The sequence below is a fragment of the Brucella daejeonensis genome, assembly GCF_014199265.1.
GTDB lineage: Bacteria > Pseudomonadota > Alphaproteobacteria > Rhizobiales > Rhizobiaceae > Brucella > Brucella daejeonensis.
Window position 1 is genome coordinate 1 of sequence record NZ_JACIJG010000018.1, and the last position, 17,120, is coordinate 17,120.

The window sequence follows — 17,120 nt, forward strand, 5'->3', positions numbered from 1 at the left end:
CTCAATCTCAAGACACGTCATTAACGACGCCGCTAAAGACGTGTCTTACGTCACGAGGTCTTGCTTCAACAGGTGGTAGCAATCGGGCCGTTACGCTCGATCTGCTCTGTAATGGAGAGGGAAGGTTTCGTGAACTTCAAATTGGTCAAGCCCAGATAAAAAGAAACCCGCCGGGGTGCGCAGTACAAAGCCGAAGCTCTGCCCGAGGCGTGGCGGGTCTTGTTGATTCCTATATGGGACGATTTATTGCGTTTTGCAACGGCAAACTTCACTCGGCGCTATTTCGGTAGCTAGATGGGCGCACGCATTAAATGTTAAGTATCGTTTTCCCGGGAGCCGATTTTGCCGGAGCTGGCTTCACGGTTTCATTGATTGAATCGGGTTCGGTTTTGGCGGCTGGTGCCGCTTTTGCAGCATCCTTGACACTTGCGATTTCAGTAATCCGCTTTAAACGCTCTTCGCGATCATTTCTAGCAATGTACCAATCTTGGAAAAGTATCTCTAGAAGTTGAATGAGAGCTTCCGCTTCATTCGGCTCAACATCAATAATTACGTTGATGTCACCTTCCATATGAGCACCAATATTACCGATTTTTCTGACCGCATGAAGAGCATCAATGGTTTCGCCAGTTACGCCTCTTGGCGCTTTCCCTTCGTTGACCAAGTCATCAAGTTTTTTAATCTCGTCAATTAGGCGCTTCTCGGAAATGCCGCAAAAATCCCGGATCATTCCTTGGAGACATCTTCGAGAAAGTGTTGCAGAAGCTTTTGGACTTTTATCACGGATGAGACAGGCTTCGGTATAGTCTTCAACTATCGGTACAGGAATATACGAGGGTAATGGCTTTGCCGTTCCCTCAGGTAATAATTGCCATTTGCCGCCAGCGTAATCAATCAATCCTATAGAATGTGAATTTAGTGCCTTATAATGACCAATGGCCACTTTAAAAGTAAGCTTATGACATTTTTTATTAAGACACCTCAGTGATTCTTGCATACTCGCGAGCTCACCTTTGTCGGTGTGCCCAATGTAAAGCTTCGTCACGATTTTAGAGTAATTTTCACTAGATGAAAGTTGCGTTGTTTCGCAATAATCGCAGGTCCATTCCATTGTATCCCCCCAAAGGATATTTGTTCGTTAAGTGCTAGTGATTATCTCCAAGTGGCCAATCTGGCCACTTAATCCGGAACATATAGTTCGGCGGGCAGCAGGTCCCATTCGTCCATAGCCCTTATGTCAGCTAGGGTAATATCCGGCAGGGGTGTTTCCGTTCCATCGGCTCTGTGCATTAATACGGTAATTTTTGCAGCAAGGTGTATTAAGTTGTCCGGAATTTTATCTTCTTCTTTATAGATAAGATCGACCAGCATATCTAATATAATGGAAATGTGAGCGCTGTTCCGCCTCTCGAGCACAAGTAAATCTCTATAGAAGTTTTTGTTCTGTTCAATGTGTCCGAGGTGCGCCCATAGTTGATCGATAGTGGCGCGTTGCTTCTTGCGTATATCAATCTCATCAGAATAGCGTTCCAGCCGGGCAACGATTTCAGCGTTTAACGAGCGGTTATTTTCTTTTGCTTCGCTTTTGAGTTGGTCTCTCATCCCGTCTGGAAGACGAACAATTACTTTATCGAGGTCGGCTGCGGGTGAGGAACTTTTCGCCATAATGAATCCGGATTAGCTGGCACGATGCCATATTCGCCTTGACTGACAATATGGCATCGTGCCATGTATTTAAATATGGCATCGTGCCATAATCGGGTTAAGGGAAAATGAAAAAAGACAGGATTTCAAGAGAAGGCGTGAATGTTCGACTGCCGGAAGGCATGCGCGAAATCATTCAGCAACGAGCAAAAGAAAACCAACGCTCGATGAACGCCGAGATTGTTTATCACCTGAACCGTGCATTCATCGAAATGAAAAAAGCCGACGCAGCGGCGTAGGAACCCGCGTCGGCTTTTCCAACCTTTAGGAAAGGTCATCTAATGCGAACGCAAAATAACACCAATAATGCGACGGGCGCAAGCCCATCTGTCTCCGATCCGATTTTGGACGCCATATCCGCATATCTGGATGGATGTGCGGCCTATGATGCAGTGCATCCTAATGATTTTGAAAAATACGGCGGGGAGGAGGGGCTTATAGAGAAAACCTATGGTCCGCCGATGGATATTCTTAATAATTGGAATCGTCCTGCGATTACGCAGGAGGGTGCACTTGAGGCCCTTCGGTTCGCTATCAAAGAAGGTGTAGAGAGTCTTGGGCTTGAGCCAAGGATAGAGCGCCTCCTTCGTGCTGCCTATTACTTCTATAGCGGTGAAGGTGGTGCAGCATGATTACGCCAGCGGAACTCACACGCGCCGCTGAGGGCGCATATGAAGCGCTTGCGCTCATCGATCTGGCAAAGTTGAGCGTTGATATGTTCACGGCCAGTGACAGTGCGCATCAAAATCATGTGTTGGGAGCCTGTTTTTTGGCTCTGTCGGTCGCACGAGACAAACTCGGCGACGCGACCGACGCCTTAGACCAGATCGAGAGCGATGGTTTTGACCAGCCTCGGAAAGCGAAGAGGTGAACATGATGGCAAAGCGCCAATCTATTTCGACCCAAACCGCAGAAATCCGTCTGGGTGACCGTCCACCATCCTATGTGTCGAGAGCGCGCCTAGCTATCGAACTCGACATAGGCGAATCAACGGTTGACGATTACGTCCGGCGCGGCTTGCTTCCTCGGCCCGTCAGGATTGGCGGAGCGGTGCGTTGGAGCTGGTTGCAGGTGCAGGCTTTGCTTGAGGCTGACACATCATGTGACGTGACAATTGATCCATTTATGGAGGGTGTCAAAAATGTCGCGCAAGCCACGTAAGTCAGCCACGGTATCGCTGCCAAAGGGTGTTCATCGCGTTGTCTCTCGCGGTCGCGAGTATTTCTATTATCAGCTTGGTCGAGGCACAAGCCACGTTGGCGAGCGGGTGAAGCTTCCCAACGACCCTCAGTCACCCGAATTTTGGATAGCTGTTCGGCAGGCACAAGGTATTACTGGTCCTGTAGTTGATGGCACAATGGGTGCACTGATCGACGCTTATCAGGAAGCCTGGCCGGGGCTTCCGCGTAAGTTGGCCGACAGTACCTTAGAGCAATATCGCCGTCAGCTGCGCATCGTCCGCAAGGTCTGGGGCGATCTGCAAGCCGATGCTCTCCGACCATCTCATGTGCAAGCACTTGTCGAAAAAATAGGCGCAAAAACTCCCGGCGCGGCCAACAATCTGCTCGATGCGTTGCGGGCTATGTGCCGGTGGGCCAGCGGCCCGCGAGAACTGCTTAGCCGTGATCCTACGCAAGGTGTCGCTCATTTTCAGCAGGGCGAGGGTCATAAGCCTTGGACGCCGGAACAACTTGCCTTTGCAGACGAGCACTTCGCCGGAATGCTCAGGCGGGCGTATGTGCTAGCCCGCTACACCGGCCAACGCATAAGCGATGTCGTGCGGCTCGGTTGGACCGATATTGATGACGGCGGCTTTAGTCTTCCACAGAAAAAGACCGGCGTTCGGCCATGGTGCCCGATCTTTCCAGAGCTTGAAGCCGAAATGGCGAAGTGGGAGAAGCGACCGGGGCCTTTCCTATATCAGGACAACGGCAAACCCTTCACTACCAATCTTATGTGGAAATGGCTCAAAGAAGCCAGAAAAGACCAGCCAACTATTGATAACGTTGTTTGGCATGGTTTGCGCGCCAACGCCGTCATCAGGTTACGGCAAGCCGGTTTCAGCGTTCCACAGATTTGCGATGCTGTCGGAATGAGCCCTCAAATGGTCGAGCGATACAGCCGTTATGCGGATCGTAAGATGGGCGGAAAAGCCATTTTGATGGACTTCCAGAAACGTAAACAGAACGAAACTGTAAAACGTCTGAAAGCTGGAAAACAAAAATGACGAAAAAACAATCTGTTAATGGCAAGGAAACGAAGTGGAGGCTTCTGTTGCCAGGTGCCTCCGAACCCCGCCTTAAGGTGCTAACCCCAAGGGCTTAGAGTGGGTTTCCCGCACCGCCATTAGGCAGCGAGAGCGTAACCCTGAGCTTTGTTGTCATTTGCAACTACTCAATTGACCCGATAACGGTGGTATCATGCCGAGTAAAAGAGCGATCTTTACACCCTTGTCGATCCTGTTTCGCCCCCGCCACAACACAAACCGGCAACCGATATCGGCATCGACAATCTGTATTCTGGTGGAGGCGCCGGGTACCGCCCCCGGGTCCAATGGGTTTATTACACCGTCCATTTATCACCATAGTCAGCTTGCGCCGACATGCGGTATATAGGCGTGGTTCCTTCCGATTGGAAGAGGGCGTGCAGATTTTAACGGGTTTTGCTGATATACCAGCACTCGCGTTTTGCGTTCATTTTCCATTGACAGTGCGCTTTTGCTGGTCAATCCTACCAACATATCGGGCCTACCAACATATCGGGGGCGGCAAGCGAAATTTCGACTGAGCCGGTTTCCGTGAGCTGAAACGGGGCAAGGCACCCCAATTGAAGGAGAGTGGACATATGAGTGAATATCTCGCGGATGTTCGTCGCTACGATGCTGCTGCCGACGAAGCTGCAGTCGACAAGATCGTCAAGCATCTGGGCATTGCGCTGCGCAATCGCGATTCCTCGCTCGTTTCGGCAACGGACCCGGAAGAAATGAAGCGCGTCCGCACCAACTGGGTGGCCAAGAAGCTCGGTGTTGACGATGAAGCCAAGGGCGACGAAGTGGTCGCGCATGTTGCTGAAGTCATGAAAGGCGATCGCAACAAGAACCGCGTCACCTTCTATTATCTGGTCGCAAAGCAGCTGGGCAAACTCGCCAGCCTTTGATCCACAGAGAATTCCAGAATCCAAAACCCCGGTGCTCCCCACCGGGGTTTTTCTTTATAGTAGCCCCAAGACGAATCGGTTCCGGACAAGCCCCATGCGCACTTATCTCGATCTCCTCCAGCATGTGCTCGATAACGGCGTAGACCGTGGCGACCGCACCGGGACCGGTACACGGTCGGTTTTCGGATATCAGATGCGCTTCAATCTGGAGGAGGGGTTTCCGGTCCTGACGACCAAGAAGCTCCATCTTCGCTCGATCATCCATGAGCTTCTGTGGTTTCTGAAAGGCGATACGAATATCGGCTATCTGAAAGACAACGGTGTCTCGATCTGGGATGAATGGGCGGATGAGAACGGCGAGCTCGGTCCGGTTTATGGCTATCAGTGGAGATCATGGCCGACGCCCGACGGGCGCCATATCGACCAGATCGCAAATCTCCTGAAGATGCTGCATGGAAATCCCGATTCGAGACGTCTGATCGTCTCGGCATGGAACCCGGCTCTGGTCGATGAAATGGCCCTGCCGCCATGTCATTGCCTTTTCCAGTTCTATGTCGCGGACGGAAAACTGTCCTGCCAGCTTTATCAGCGTTCGGCGGATATTTTTCTGGGTGTTCCGTTCAACATTGCGTCCTACGCTTTGCTGACAATGATGATCGCGCAGGTTGCCGGTCTGAAGCCGGGAGAATTCGTCCACACGCTGGGCGATGCCCATATCTACGCCAATCATTTCGAGCAGGCGCGGCTACAGCTTTCCCGAACACCAAAGAAACTGCCGACAATGTGGATCAATCCTGAGGTAAAGGACCTTTTTGCCTTCCGTTTCGAGGATTTCCGGCTCGACGGATATGAGGCCGATCCGACGATCAAAGCACCGATCGCTGTTTGAGGCGCACCATGTCTGAAGAAAAACCTGTCGTTTCCATCATTGTCGCCGCCGCCGAAAATGGGGTCATCGGGCGCGATAACGACATGCCGTGGCGGCTATCCACGGATCTCAAGCGCTTCAAGGCCCTGACGTTCGGCAAGCCGGTCATCATGGGGCGGCGGACCTGGGAATCCATCGGGCGTCCCCTGCCGGGGCGACCCAATATCGTGGTGACGAGGGACAAGGATTTTGAGGCTTCCGGGGCGAAGATCGCCGGGTCCCTGGAGGAAGCAGTTAAGCTTGGGCGGGAGCTTGCGGTTGAAGCGGGCGTTGCGGAAATCTGTGTGATCGGCGGGGGCAAGGTTTATGCGCAGGCTTTGCCTTTTGTCGATCGCATTCACCTGACTCGCATCCTGGCCGAGGTTGACGGCGACACACATTTCCCCGAACTCGATCCGCAGCTCTGGCATGTCGTTTCGCAGGAGGACGTGCCAGCCGGAGAGAAAGACAGTCACCCAACGCGCTATATGGTGTACGAAAAGCGTGTTGCGTAAAGCATAGTTCACGAATTTTAGCGTCTTCGCGTTGAAAGCGGACTTCCCGATGCCTATAAAACGGAAACATTAGTTGATGACGGGAGTGGGCAACTCGCTTTCCCGTCACCTGCACGAGAGGTGAGGATGCCCTGGAGTAATCAGAATGGTGGTGGCGGCCCTTGGGGCGGCGGCGGCGATAATAACAACAATAATGGCGGCCCTTGGGGACAAGGACCGAAGGGGCCACGTGGCGGCGGCCAGAATACACCACCCGATCTTGAAGACATCCTGCGCAAGGGACAGGACCGGCTGAAGCGGGTTTTTCCCGGCGGTGGCGGCAAGAGCGGCAGCAATCGCGGCGTTCTTTTTCTCATCGGCGCTGCGATTTTGGGCTTTTGGGTTTTTCAGTCGGTCTATACCGTGCAGCCGGACGAACTCGCAGTTGAATTGCGTTTCGGAAAGCCGAAAGACGAAGTGTCCGGGCCGGGCCTGCATTTCCATTGGTGGCCGATTGAAACCTATGAAAAGGCGCAGATCGTCGAAAAGCAGATCAATATTGGCGGACAGGGCTCCCGGACCGCGACGCAGGGGCTTATGCTGACGGGCGACCAGAATATCGTCAATGTGCAGTTCTCGGTCCTCTACCGTGTTTCCGATCCGCGCGCCTATCTTTTCAACGTCGACAGCCCTGATGCCATGGTCCAGCAGGTGTCTGAAAGCGCGATCCGCGAGATCGTCGGTCGTCGTCCGGCGCAGGATGTTTTCCGTGATAACCGTTCGGCAATCGCAGCGAGTGTTCGCGACATTGTTCAGCAGACGCTCGACACTTATAAGACCGGTATCCAGGTCAATGCGGTTTCCATCGAAGATGCCTCGCCGCCACGCGAAGTGGCCGATGCCTTCGACGAGGTGCAGCGTGCCGAACAGGATGAGGACCGTTTTGTAGAGGAATCAAACCAGTATTCGAACCAGAAGCTCGGTCAGGCTCGCGGTGAAGCCGCACAGCTTCGCGAAGAAGCAGCCGCTTACAAGAATCGCGTCGTTCAGGACGCGGAAGGTGAGGCGCAGCGTTTCAGCTCGGTTATGAGTGAATACGAGAAGGCGCCGGAAGTAACGCGCAACCGTCTGTTCCTTGAAACAATGGAACAGGTGCTGAAGAGCACCAAGAAAGTCATCGTCGAACCCGGAAAGGATGTCGTGCCTTATCTGCCGCTGAACGAACTCATGCGCCAGCAGCCGCGCTCCGGTGTTAATGCGACCCAGACGACTCCGAGCGGAGGTAACCAGTAATGGCTCAGAACAGGCTCCCGATCATTGGCGGCATCATTGCCGTTATCGTTTTCCTGATTTACTCCGCCACGTTCATCGTATCCGAGCGCCAGCAGGCCATCGTGCTCCGCTTCGGTCAGATTGTTGATGTGAAGACGGAACCGGGCATCTATTTCAAACTGCCCTTCGGCTTCCTCGATGCCGATACGGTGCAGATGATCGATGACCGTCTGCTGCGCTTCGATCTGGACGATATCCGCGTTCAGGTTTCCGGCGGCAAGTTTTATGATGTGGATGCGTTTCTGGTCTATCGCATCACCGATGCCCGCAAGTTCCGTCAAACGGTATCGGGCAGCACGCTTCTTGCCGAACAGCGCCTGCGCACACGTCTCGATGCATCGCTGCGTAGCGTTTACGGTCAGCGCGGTTTCGAAGCCGCTCTTTCGGAAGAGCGCGGCGACATGATGCGCGAGGTGCGTGACCAGCTTCGTCCCGATGCGACCTCGCTCGGTCTGACCATCGCGGATGTACGCATTCGTCGTACCGATCTGACTGCGGAAGTCTCACAGCAGACCTATGACCGCATGAAGGCGGAACGCCTTGCCGAAGCAGAACGGCTGCGTGCACGCGGACGTGAAGCTGCCCAGCGTATTCGTGCCGTTGCCGACCGTCAGGTTGTGGAAACGCTTGCCGAAGCGCGCAAGGAATCGGAAATCCTTCGCGGGGAGGGCGACGCGCAGCGCAGTGAAATCTTCGCGCGCTCCGCAAGCAAGGATCCCGGATTCTTCGCTTTCTACCGCTCGATGTCCGCTTATCGCGAAGCACTTCAAACTCCGGATACGACACTGGTTCTTTCGCCGGACTCGGAGTTCTTCAAGTTCTTCCGTGATGCTGGCGGCAAGCTGGCTACCCCGGCCCAGTAACTCCGGGTCAAACGCTCATGAGCGATTTTCTAGCCGCCGTAGGTCTTCTCTTCGTTATCGAAGGGCTGCTCTACGGCGGCTTTCCTTATCTGGCCAAGAAGCTTGCCCGGGAGGCGAGCGAAGCGCCGGAAAGCGCGTTGCGTGTCGCGGGAATCGCGGCGCTTGCCATCGGCGTGGGCATTGTCTGGCTTGTCAGGGGATAAGCGGCGTTCCATCCGTTATTTCTTGCCTGTAATCTATGCTGAGCCGTAAACAGGCCGTATTTTGCAGCAATTTATTGCATGTCAAACGAGTGCAAGCAGACAGGAACGGAGCAGGGCTTCATGGCAATCGCACCAAAGGCGGGATTTGCTCGCACCCTTTTCGCAACCGTGGCTTTGGGGGCGATGACCGTCACTGGCGCTCTGTCGGTGGGGACGCCTCCGGCAATTGCCGCACAGGGGCCAGCCTCGGTTGCCAATCTGGCGGAAGGGCTGCTTGATGCGGTTGTGAACATATCGACCTCTCAGACCGTCAAGGAAGACGGCGAGGGCGATGGTGCCGTGCCCATGCCGCAGGTGCCGGAAGGCTCTCCGTTCCAGGAATATTTCAAGGATTTCTTCGGCGATCAGAACGGAGCGCAGGGTGATGAATCGCGCAAGGTCCAGTCGCTTGGCTCCGGCTTCGTTATCGACGCGGAGAAGGGGTTTGTCGTTACCAACAATCACGTTATTGCCGATGCCGATGAAATCGAAGTCAACTTCAACGATGGTTCCAAGCTGAAGGCCGAACTGGTCGGCAAGGACACAAAAACCGATCTGGCCGTCCTCAAGGTCGATCCGTCCAGACACAAGCTGAAGGCAGTGCAGTTCGGAAATTCGGAAAATGCGCGCATCGGCGACTGGGTTCTGGCCATTGGCAATCCGTTCGGCCTTGGCGGAACGGTGACCGCAGGCATCATTTCAGCGCGCAAGCGCGATATCAATTCCGGCCCGTATGACGACTTCATTCAAACCGACGCAGCCATAAACCGGGGTAATTCGGGCGGTCCGCTGTTCGATATGGATGGCAAGGTTATCGGCATCAATACGGCGATCATTTCCCCGTCGGGCGGCTCCATCGGTATCGGCTTCGCCATCCCGACGGAAATGGCGGCCGGCGTCATCGATCAGCTCAAGGAGTTCGGAGAGGTTCGCCGAGGCTGGCTTGGTGTGCGCATCCAGCCGGTGACGGAAGATATCGCACAGAGCCTGGGACTCAAGGAAGCCAAAGGTGCGCTGATTGCCGGACTGATTGAAAATTCCGGCGTCGACAACAAGGCTATCGAAGCAGGCGACGTCGTGATCCGTTATGAGGGCAAGCCGGTCGACGCGGCTCGTGACCTGCCGCGGCTCGTTGCCGAAAGCCCGGTTGGCAAGGAAGTCGAGATCGTTGTCGTTCGCCAGGGCGAGGAAAAGACCGTAAAGGTCAAGCTTGGCCGTCTGGTCGAGGACGACAAGAGCAGCGAAGCCACGACGGAAGATCAGGTTCCGCTCCCGGAAGGGGAGGATGGCGGGGGAGATATGCAAACGCCCGATACGCCGAAAAAGGAGCAGAAGAGCGATGCGGCTCCGAGCGTTCTCGGAATGAAGCTCAGCGAATTGAATGACGATGTCCGTGGTGAGTTCGGTATCGCCGAAGACGTGGAAGGGGTTGCGATCCTTTATGTCTCTCCCGGTTCCGCCGCTGGCGAAAAGCGTATTGAAACCGGCGATGTGATTGTCGATATCGGGCAGGTGACGGTGAAGACGCCCGATGACGTGAAGAAGCGCATCGACGCTCTACGTCGTCAAGGACGCAAGAACGCGCTTCTGATGCTTGCTTCCCGTTCGGGCGAACTGCGTTTCGTAACCGTCCGGATCAATTGACCCATCATTGAGATTGCCGGCAGAGCGGCATCGCGGAGAATTCCACGGTGCCGTTTTCGTTGCGATTTGAATCGCTTGGCGCCGCAATCTACGAAAAAGATTCAAGTTTTACTTCTGACGCGGCTGCGACAGAAGGCGCCTTCTGTTTCACATGCGCGGAGTATGGTATGGACCGGCGCCATTTGGAGTAAGGTGAGTTGGAAACAGTCGATATTGCGATTATTGGCGCAGGCGCGGCGGGCATGATGTGTGCCACCGAAGCTGCAAAACGCGGGCGTTCGGTGTTGGTGGTAGACCACGCGAAGGCAGCAGGCGAAAAGATTCGCATATCGGGCGGAGGGCGCTGCAATTTCACCAACATCCACGCAGGCCCGAAGAATTATCTCTCGCAAAATCCGCATTTCTGTATTTCTGCTCTCAGCCGCTACACGCAGCGTGATTTCATTGCACTGGTCGAGCAGCATCGCATTGCCTACCATGAAAAGACATTGGGGCAGCTTTTTTGCGATGGCTCGGCCTTACAGATCATCGAGATGCTTCTGAGCCAGATGAAGCGATACGGCGCTCGCCTGAAGCTCGCGTGCAGTGTCGAAAGGGTTGAGAAAACCCCGGATGGTTTTACGCTGCAATTGTCGGGTGGACCCGTACGTTGTCGGTCGCTGGTCGTTGCGTGCGGGGGGAAGTCAATTCCTAAAATGGGCGCAACGGGTTTCGGTTACGATATCGCTGCACAATTCGGCTTACGGGTCGTTGAAACACGGCCAGCATTGGTGCCACTGACATTCGAACCCAACACGCTGGAACGGCTGAAGCCCCTGGCGGGCGTTGCGGTCGATGCTGTCGTCGCCTGCGGCAAGACGAAATTTGCCGAGGCAATGCTTTTTACCCATCGCGGCATCAGCGGCCCTTCGATCCTGCAGATTTCCTCCTATTGGCGCGAGGGAGATGAAATCCGTGTTGCCATGCTGCCGGACACCGACATATTCGAGGCGCTGCGGGAGCAGCGCAAGCTAAATGGCAAGCAGGCACTACAGACCGCGCTGGCGCTTCACCTGCCGAAGAAACTCGCGCAGACCGTGGCGGAAGATATTGGCGCAGCGGGACATCTGGCCGATATGTCGGACAAGATGTTCCGTCGGGTAGAGGTTGCGATAAACGACTGGCGCATCAAGCCTGCGGGGTCGGAAGGCTATCGCACGGCGGAAGTTACACTTGGCGGCGTCGATACGCGTGATCTCGATTCCAGAACCATGGAAGCCAAATCGGTTCCCGGCCTTTTCTTCATCGGCGAGGTGGTGGATGTCACCGGCTGGCTCGGCGGGTATAATTTCCAGTGGGCCTGGTCTTCCGGGTGGGCGGCTGGCCAAGCCATGTAATTTACTCCACAAAGTCCGTTTTCCGGTAACCCTGAATATAGAGGAGAGCAGTCAGATCGCCGTGGTCGATCCGCACCTTGGCTTGTGCCGCAACAGCCGGTTTTGCATGAAGGGCAACGCCGGTCCCCGCGAGTTGGATCATGCCAAGATCGTTCGCTCCGTCGCCAACTGCGATAGCGTCTTCAGGTGTCAGGCCAAGTCGGTCTGCGACCTCCACCAGTTTTTCGACCTTTGCTTCGCGGCCGAGAATGGGTTCCGTGACCTCGCCTGTCAGATGCGTGCCATCATCTACCAGCCTGTTGGCGCGTTCCTCGTTGAAGCCGATCATCTCCGCTATGCGATGGGTGAAAGACGTAAAGCCGCCCGAGACAAGAGCGGTATAAGAACCGAATTTGCGCATGGTGCGGACAAGTTCCGGGCCGCCGGGCATCAATGTGATACGGGTCGAAATGACTTTATCGATCACGGAAAGCGGCAAGCCCTTGAGCAAGGCAACCCGTTCGCGCAGGGCTGGCTCGAAGGCGATTTCACCATTCATGGCGCGTGCGGTGATCGCCGCCACGTGTTCCCGCAGCCCCGCTTCTTCCGCCAGTTCATCGATGCATTCCTGCTGGATCATGGTGGAATCCATGTCAGCAATCAGAATTTTCTTGCGCCGCCGCTCCTGTTCCTGCACGACCACGTCGATGGGAGCGCCATCAAGTGAAGCGCGCAACAGGTGGCCTGCTTCTTCCGCGTCGATCCCCGATGGAAGCGCGATATCGCAGGCGATACCGTCGGCAAGCCAGTAAAGGCCGGTTGCATTCGCTGCCGCTGACGCTTTAATCCCCAGCGTCGGTGCAAGCGAGGCTTTCGCGGGATTGGCGATCAAGGTAGCGACGAGAGAAACCTGTTGAGACATGGAGAGCAGTTCCGGCGATGAGTGAGGATGCGGTCACGAATGCAATCCTGATAGCTGGCCCAACGGCCAGCGGCAAGTCGGCACTTGCCATTCGTATGGCCAATGAGACTGGCGGCTTCATAGTCAATACCGATTCCATGCAGGTTTACGACATTCTCGACCTTCTGACGGCAAGGCCCGGCAAAGCCGATCTTGCGGCAGCGGAGCACCATCTCTACGGTCATGTCTCTCCATCGATATCCTATTCGACGGGACGGTGGCTGGAGGATGTGGCCGATCTCCTGTCTCGGCCCGAGGTGAAGGGGCGGACGCCGATTTTCGTCGGCGGTACGGGACTTTATTTTCGCGCGCTTCTGGGTGGCCTGTCGCAAATGCCGACAGTGCCGGAGAATGTCCGCGCCTATTGGCGAGACCGGATGCAGATGGACGGGCCGGAGCGTCTTCATCAGCTTCTCGTTGAGCGCGATCCGGAAATGGCGGCAATGCTGTTTCCTTCGGACAGCCAGCGCATCGTCCGGGCGCTCGAAGTTATGGAAGGTACGGGGAAATCTCTGCTCGCGTGGCAGAAGACGCAGGGACGCCCGCTGGTGGACGAAGCCTCCGCGCGCAAGGTTGTTCTCCTGCCCGAGAGGGCTTGGCTTGCCGAGCGGATCGCGAGGCGTTTTGCACTGATGTGGGACAATGGCGCCATTGATGAGGTCAAGGCGTTGTTGGCGCTCGATCTCGATCCAACGCTTCCGGCGATGAAGGCAATCGGCGTGCGGGAAATCTCGGCGTTTCTGGAAGGTTCGATGTCGCGAGAGGAAGCTATAGAACGTTCAGTTATTGCCACACGGCAATATGCAAAGCGGCAGTCTACATGGTTCCGCAACCAACTCGACGATCGCTGGTCCCTTTGTGCCAATTCCGACGATGCGTTCTCTCGCTTAACGACACCGAAATAACTTGCTGGCACTTTCTGTGAATTGGGAGGCGGGCACGGCTATGCGGTTCTATAAATCGGAGCGGGCATTTTTCATTCTGATCGTTTTAATGGCGGCGATCGGGGCGTTGCTTTATCGCACCCGTCTCGATATCGAACAGTTGCACGATTTGCCGCTCGGCACGGCCGCCTCCGAACTGGTCGCGACGCTGGGACAGTGGAACCACGTGACGATATGGGCCGTGATCGCGACCATCGCCTGTGCGTTACTAAGCGTATACCTCCATATAGTGGTGGCAACTCTGCCGGGGCGTGGCAGGCTCGATTTCGTTGCGCAGGATCGTACCGGGCGGCCGGATGTCTTCGATTATGCCGCGCTGACGGACAGTCTTACCGGTATGCAGAACAGGCGCTATTTCGATGAAGCGCTGAAGGAATATCTGGCACAATTCAACCGCATTCAGCGCCCGGTCGGATTGATGATTATCGATCTCGACCGTTTCAGGACAATCAACGATACCCATGGGCGCAATATTGGTGATGTTGTGCTGCGGGAAGTGGCGGGCTGTCTCAGGGATCATACGCGCCAACACGATGTCGTCGCGCGGCTCGGCGGTGAAGAATTCGCGATCCTTGCGCGCAATATGGATGCGGAAAGAATGACCAAACTTGCCGATCGTATCCGCAAGGCGATATCATTGCTGGAAATTGACCTGGGAGACAGAAAGCTGGGCGTCACCGCCAGCGTCGGCCTTGCTATATGGCACCGGGGCGAGACGCCGAAAAACTTCTACCGGCGCGCAGACAAGATGCTCGATGCAGCAAAGGGTGCGGGTCGAAACCGTGTCTGTGTGTGACAGTTCCGGCAGTTCCCGGAGAAATAAAGTTATCATTCAAGGCGGGGAAGCCTAAGAAAATATCGCTGCGGCGTATTTATGCGTTGACGACGCCAAATCTGCCTATTAGTGTCCGCCACCATGAACACGATTATTATTCTTGTGGTACGGGCGCGCATGGGCAGGATGGTGTAACCATCCGGCGAAAGCTCCCATGCGCGAAAGACAGGCTCCCTCGGGGGCCTTTTTTATTATCTAAAACCAGCTAAAACGACATGCAGACGAGACGGGAAGAGAACAATGACTAAACACGAGGCGGAACCGAACGCCGCGCAGACGCAAGCAACCAGTCATCCACGCGAAATGACCGGTGCGGAAATGGTGATCCAGGCCCTCATCGATCAGGGCGTGGAAAGCATTTTCGGCTATCCGGGCGGTGCGGTGCTTCCGATCTATGATGAACTGTTCCAGCAGGACAAGATTCAGCATGTTCTCGTGCGTCACGAACAGGGCGCGGGTCACGCTGCCGAAGGTTATGCCCGTTCCACTGGCAAGGTTGGCGTTATGCTCGTCACGTCTGGCCCAGGTGCTACCAATGCCGTCACGCCGCTTCAGGACGCGCTGATGGATTCCATTCCACTGGTCTGCATCTCCGGTCAGGTTCCGACCACATTGATCGGTTCGGACGGTTTTCAGGAAGCCGATACGGTCGGCATCACGCGTCCTTGCACCAAGCATAACTGGCTGGTGAAGGACGTGAACGATCTCGCCCGCGTTCTGCATGAAGCTTTCCATGTCGCTTCTACCGGTCGTCCCGGCCCGGTTCTGGTCGATATCCCGAAGGACATTCAGTTTGCCACGGGCATTTATACGCCCCCTGAAACCAGCCCGCGCACCAGCTACCGTCCCGTTCTCGACGGCGAAGCGCTGGCTATTTCGGAGGCTGTTCACCTGCTCGTCAATGCAAAGAAGCCTGTCATCTATTCCGGCGGCGGCGTGATCAATTCCGGCCCGGCAGCGTCGCGTCTGCTGCGCGAACTGGTTGAACTGGGCAATTTCCCGATCACCTCCACGCTGATGGGGCTTGGCGCTTATCCGGCTTCGGGCAAGAACTGGCTCGGCATGCTCGGCATGCACGGCACCTATGAAGCCAATATGACCATGCATGATTGCGATGTCATGCTGTGCGTCGGCGCGCGTTTCGACGACCGTATCACCGGTCGTCTCAATGCGTTTGCGCCCAATTCCAAGAAGATCCATATCGATATCGACCCGTCCTCGATCAACAAGAATGTCCGTGTCGATGTTCCGATCGTTGGCGACGTCACCCATGTTCTGGAAGATATTGTTCGCCAGTTCCGCGCCTCAGAAAAGAAGCCGGAAAAGCACGCCATCAACGCCTGGTGGGAGCAGATCGAGCGCTGGCGCGCCCGCAATTCGCTGGCTTATGCGCCGAATAAAGACGTCATCATGCCGCAATATGCCATTGAGCGTCTTTATGAACTGACCAAGGATCGCGACACCTATATCACCACTGAAGTTGGCCAGCACCAGATGTGGGCGGCGCAGTTCTTCGGCTTCGAACAGCCGAACCGCTGGCTGACGTCCGGCGGTCTGGGCACAATGGGGTACGGCCTGCCGGCGGCGCTTGGCGTGCAGATCGCGCATCCGGGTTCGCTGGTCATCGATATTGCCGGTGACGCATCAATCCAGATGTGTATTCAGGAAATGTCGGCGGCCATCCAGCACAATGCGCCGATCAAGATCTTCATCCTGAACAATCAATATATGGGCATGGTGCGCCAGTGGCAGCAATTGCTGCATGGCAACCGTCTGTCGCATTCCTATACGGAAGCGATGCCGGATTTCGTCAAGCTGGCGGAAGCCTATGGGGCGCATGGTATTCGCTGCGAAAAACCGGGCGATCTCGATGCGGCCATTCAGGAAATGATCGACATCGACAAGCCGGTGATTTTCGATTGCCGTGTTGCCAATCTCGCAAACTGCTTCCCGATGATCCCGTCCGGCAAGGCGCATAATGAAATGCTGCTGCCCGACGAGGCCACCGACGAAGCTGTCGCCAATGCCATCGACGCCAAGGGCCGCGCGCTGGTCTGACCGGAAGGAATAGAAACATGAACGCACAAAACCTAGCCTCCGGATCGGCTTATTTTATTGCTGCCGAAACCCAGACGCCTGAAACTCATACGCTTGCCGTGCTTGTCGATAACGAGCCGGGCGTCCTCGCTCGTGTGATCGGTCTTTTTTCCGGTCGCGGTTACAATATCGAAAGCCTGACGGTTTCTGAAACCGAACACGAAAAGCATCTGTCGCGCATCACCATCGTCACACGCGGCACGCCGCATGTGCTCGACCAGATCCGCCATCAGCTGGAACGCATCGTGCCGGTTCATCGCGTGGTGGATTTGAGCCACCGCGCTACCGAGCTTGGCCATGATCGTCCGATCGAGCGTGAACTGGCGCTCATCAAGGTGGCGGGGAAGGGCGAGGCACGTGCCGAGGTGCTGCGTCTCACGGATGCGTTCCACGCAAGGATCGCGGATGCGACGACCGAGCATTTCATCGTGGAGATTACCGGCAAGACGGCAAAGATCGACCAGTTCATCACCATCATGAAGCCGCTCGGTTTGGTCGAAATCTGCCGCACCGGTGTTGCCGCGATGAATCGCGGCCCGGAAGGCATGTAACCCGGAACTTTCGGGCCGGACGGATTTTGTGTCCG

Annotated in this window: 20 protein-coding genes and 1 other RNA gene; 17 read left to right on the plus strand and 4 right to left on the minus strand. The window is 55.5% G+C overall.

The features are described 5' to 3' along the window. Nucleotides 1-307: 307 nt before the first annotated feature. Nucleotides 308-1,111 carry a DUF4145 domain-containing protein gene (locus tag FHS76_RS18035; protein WP_183656079.1) on the minus strand — a complete coding sequence of 268 codons (804 nt, stop codon included), beginning with the start codon at nt 1,109-1,111 and terminating at the stop codon, nt 308-310. A 68-nt stretch (nt 1,112-1,179) separates the two neighbouring features. After that, nucleotides 1,180-1,665, minus strand: a complete 486-nt coding sequence (locus tag FHS76_RS18040; RefSeq protein WP_183656082.1) for an Arc family DNA-binding protein — start codon at nt 1,663-1,665, stop codon at nt 1,180-1,182. A gap of 107 nt (nt 1,666-1,772) precedes the next feature. Between FHS76_RS18040 and FHS76_RS18045 the strand changes: the two genes are divergently transcribed. From FHS76_RS18045 to FHS76_RS18065, 5 genes are read left to right on the plus strand one after another with little or no spacing between them, the layout of a single operon-like run. Further along, a complete protein-coding gene (locus FHS76_RS18045) occupies nt 1,773-1,943 on the plus strand; it encodes an Arc family DNA-binding protein (RefSeq protein ID WP_183656085.1) in 171 nt (56 codons plus the stop codon). A gap of 42 nt (nt 1,944-1,985) precedes the next feature. Then, nucleotides 1,986-2,336, plus strand: coding sequence for a hypothetical protein (locus FHS76_RS18050; RefSeq protein ID WP_183656088.1), 351 nt, complete (start codon nt 1,986-1,988; stop codon nt 2,334-2,336). Beyond that, nucleotides 2,333-2,575: a hypothetical protein gene (locus tag FHS76_RS18055; RefSeq protein WP_183656092.1), complete on the plus strand. Its 243-nt coding sequence runs from the start codon at nt 2,333-2,335 to the stop codon at nt 2,573-2,575. The genes FHS76_RS18050 and FHS76_RS18055 overlap by 4 nt, the downstream gene beginning before the upstream one ends. A 2-nt stretch (nt 2,576-2,577) precedes the next feature. Further along, nucleotides 2,578-2,865 carry a helix-turn-helix transcriptional regulator gene (locus FHS76_RS18060; RefSeq protein ID WP_210306164.1) on the plus strand — a complete coding sequence of 96 codons (288 nt, stop codon included), beginning with the start codon at nt 2,578-2,580 and terminating at the stop codon, nt 2,863-2,865. Continuing rightward, on the plus strand, nt 2,846-3,931 hold the full coding sequence (locus FHS76_RS18065; RefSeq protein ID WP_183656095.1) for a tyrosine-type recombinase/integrase: 1,086 nt from the start codon (nt 2,846-2,848) through the stop codon (nt 3,929-3,931). Before FHS76_RS18060 ends, FHS76_RS18065 begins: the two co-directional genes overlap by 20 nt. Before the next feature lie 33 nt (nt 3,932-3,964). Here the strand turns inward: FHS76_RS18065 and ssrA are convergent. Continuing rightward, nucleotides 3,965-4,345: a transfer-messenger RNA gene (gene ssrA, locus FHS76_RS18070) on the minus strand. Between the two features lie 203 nt (nt 4,346-4,548). On the opposite strand from ssrA, the gene FHS76_RS18075 reads away from it, so the two are divergent. The 8 genes from FHS76_RS18075 (at nt 4,549) to FHS76_RS18110 (ending at nt 11,718) form a co-directional block, all read left to right on the plus strand. After that, a complete protein-coding gene (locus tag FHS76_RS18075; protein WP_183656098.1) occupies nt 4,549-4,860 on the plus strand; it encodes a DUF2853 family protein in 312 nt (103 codons plus the stop codon). Between the two features lie 94 nt (nt 4,861-4,954). Next, nucleotides 4,955-5,749, plus strand: a complete 795-nt coding sequence (locus tag FHS76_RS18080) for a thymidylate synthase (protein WP_183656101.1) — start codon at nt 4,955-4,957, stop codon at nt 5,747-5,749. A gap of 8 nt (nt 5,750-5,757) precedes the next feature. Beyond that, nucleotides 5,758-6,282 (plus strand): dihydrofolate reductase, encoded by a 525-nt coding sequence (locus FHS76_RS18085; RefSeq protein WP_183656104.1) that lies wholly within the window; start codon nt 5,758-5,760, stop codon nt 6,280-6,282. Nucleotides 6,283-6,408: 126 nt separating this feature from the next. Further along, nucleotides 6,409-7,554 carry an FtsH protease activity modulator HflK gene (gene hflK / locus FHS76_RS18090; protein WP_183656107.1) on the plus strand — a complete coding sequence of 382 codons (1,146 nt, stop codon included), beginning with the start codon at nt 6,409-6,411 and terminating at the stop codon, nt 7,552-7,554. Continuing rightward, nucleotides 7,554-8,456 (plus strand): protease modulator HflC, encoded by a 903-nt coding sequence (gene hflC / locus FHS76_RS18095; protein ID WP_183656110.1) that lies wholly within the window; start codon nt 7,554-7,556, stop codon nt 8,454-8,456. The genes hflK and hflC overlap by 1 nt, the downstream gene beginning before the upstream one ends. A 17-nt stretch (nt 8,457-8,473) precedes the next feature. Then, entirely contained in the window at nt 8,474-8,659 is a 186-nt protein-coding gene (locus FHS76_RS18100) for a DUF2065 domain-containing protein (protein ID WP_183656114.1), read from the plus strand. Nucleotides 8,660-8,779: 120 nt separating this feature from the next. Then, nucleotides 8,780-10,342 carry a Do family serine endopeptidase gene (locus FHS76_RS18105; RefSeq protein WP_183656117.1) on the plus strand — a complete coding sequence of 521 codons (1,563 nt, stop codon included), beginning with the start codon at nt 8,780-8,782 and terminating at the stop codon, nt 10,340-10,342. Nucleotides 10,343-10,539: 197 nt separating this feature from the next. After that, entirely contained in the window at nt 10,540-11,718 is a 1,179-nt protein-coding gene (locus FHS76_RS18110; protein WP_183656120.1) for a BaiN/RdsA family NAD(P)/FAD-dependent oxidoreductase, read from the plus strand. 1 nt (nt 11,719) lies between these two features. Here the strand turns inward: FHS76_RS18110 and serB are convergent, their stop codons facing one another. Continuing rightward, nucleotides 11,720-12,619 carry a phosphoserine phosphatase SerB gene (gene serB / locus FHS76_RS18115; RefSeq protein WP_183656124.1) on the minus strand — a complete coding sequence of 300 codons (900 nt, stop codon included), beginning with the start codon at nt 12,617-12,619 and terminating at the stop codon, nt 11,720-11,722. A 17-nt stretch (nt 12,620-12,636) separates the two neighbouring features. Here serB and miaA point away from each other — a divergent pair, with 17 nt between their 5' ends. From miaA to ilvN, 4 genes are all read left to right on the plus strand, one after another. Beyond that, the gene (gene miaA / locus FHS76_RS18120) at nt 12,637-13,563 is read left to right on the plus strand and encodes a tRNA (adenosine(37)-N6)-dimethylallyltransferase MiaA (RefSeq protein ID WP_183656126.1); all 927 of its coding nucleotides are present in this window, start codon (nt 12,637-12,639) and stop codon (nt 13,561-13,563) included. Between the two features lie 40 nt (nt 13,564-13,603). Further along, entirely contained in the window at nt 13,604-14,398 is a 795-nt protein-coding gene (locus FHS76_RS18125) for a GGDEF domain-containing protein (RefSeq protein WP_183656129.1), read from the plus strand. 342 nt (nt 14,399-14,740) lie between these two features. After that, complete coding sequence (locus FHS76_RS18130; protein ID WP_235992757.1) at nt 14,741-16,495, plus strand: acetolactate synthase 3 large subunit; 1,755 nt, start codon at nt 14,741-14,743, stop codon at nt 16,493-16,495. Nucleotides 16,496-16,512: 17 nt separating this feature from the next. Continuing rightward, nucleotides 16,513-17,085: an acetolactate synthase small subunit gene (gene ilvN, locus FHS76_RS18135; RefSeq protein ID WP_183656141.1), complete on the plus strand. Its 573-nt coding sequence runs from the start codon at nt 16,513-16,515 to the stop codon at nt 17,083-17,085. Nucleotides 17,086-17,120: the final 35 nt, after the last annotated feature.